General features: G+C 75.8%; 2 protein-coding genes. Both read left to right on the top strand.

Features of this window, described 5'->3' with window-relative positions:
• Nucleotides 1-265: 265 nt before the first annotated feature.
• Nucleotides 266-772, top strand: coding sequence for an RNA polymerase sigma factor (locus tag ACFU74_RS37345; RefSeq protein ID WP_380764590.1), 507 nt, complete (start codon nt 266-268; stop codon nt 770-772).
• Nucleotides 772-1,038, top strand: a complete 267-nt coding sequence (locus tag ACFU74_RS37340) for a hypothetical protein (RefSeq protein WP_380764589.1) — start codon at nt 772-774, stop codon at nt 1,036-1,038. The genes ACFU74_RS37345 and ACFU74_RS37340 overlap by 1 nt, the downstream gene beginning before the upstream one ends.
• Nucleotides 1,039-1,128 lie beyond the last annotated feature (90 nt).

Genomic DNA, 1,128 nt, shown 5'->3' with positions numbered 1-1,128 from the left:
CAGTGCCGTCCATCGCCCATCGCCTTCAGCCTTTCGCCCCTCGGCCCTTCGCTTCCGCCGGGGCACGAGCCGGGGTGAATCCTTCTCGGGGGTCGCCGCCTCCTATAGGTGGCTTCGGCGAGGGCCGGGGCGGATGAGGAGACGGTGATGATGGTGTGGGTGGCTGTGGTGGTCGGCGCGGCGCTGATCGTGACGTGCAGCGTGACCGTGCTGCGGAAGTGGGGGCGGCGGCGTGGCTGAGGTGCGTGGGTGGCCGGGGAGTTCGGTGGTGGCCGCGGCGCAACACGGGGATGTCGAGGCGATCGCCGCGCTGGTGTCGGGGGCGCACCCGCACGTCCAGCGGTTCGCGCGGTCGCTCTGCGCCACGCCGGAGGACGCCGAGGACGCGGCTCAGGAGGCGCTGATCATCCTGTACCGCAAGATCGGGATGCTGCGGGCGACCGGGGCGCTGGGCTCCTGGATGTTCCGGATCGTGCGCAACGAGTGCCTGCGGCGGGCGCGCACGGTGCTGCGGGAGCGTCCGGAGTCCTATGACGGGCCGTCCCGGTCGGTGGAGGACGAGGTGCTCGGGCGGCTGGAGGCCGGGCGGGTGGCGGAGGCGATCGCCGCGCTGCCGGAGGACCAGCGACGGGTGCTGATCATGCGGGATGTGCAGGGGCTCAGCGGGCGGATGGTCGCCGACCTGCTGGGGCTCAGCACGGCCGCCATGAAGTCGCGGCTGCACCGGGCCCGGGCCGCGGTCCGGGCGGCCACGGTCGGCGGGGAGCGGTGATGGCGGAGGGATCGGGGTTCGCGAGCCGGACACTGGCCGGGCACCTGGCCCGGGGCGGAGTGGGGTTCGGGGCGCTGGTGGGGGCGTTCGCGCTGCTGCCGTTCGTCGGGCCGGTGGCGCTGCTGTTGCTGCTGGTCGGAGCGCTGGCCTTCCGCGGGTGTCCGACGTGCTGGGTGATCGGGCTGATGGAGACGGTGTCGCGGGGGCGGCTGGAGCGCGAGTGCGTCGACGGGCGGTGCGAGTTGAGGAAGGCCGGAGGGGCGTAGCCGCGTCGCGGCCACCCCCCCCCCCGGGCGGGGGGGGGGCGGCCCGGCCCCCGGCCCCCCCCCCCCCCCCCCCCGGGGGGCGGGGGGGCC

Origin of the sequence: Kitasatospora sp. NPDC057500, assembly GCF_042802195.1 — a bacterium.
Classification (GTDB): domain Bacteria; phylum Actinomycetota; class Actinomycetes; order Streptomycetales; family Streptomycetaceae; genus Kitasatospora.
Note: the sequence above shows the minus strand (reverse complement) of the source record. Positions and strands in the feature narration are given on the sequence as shown.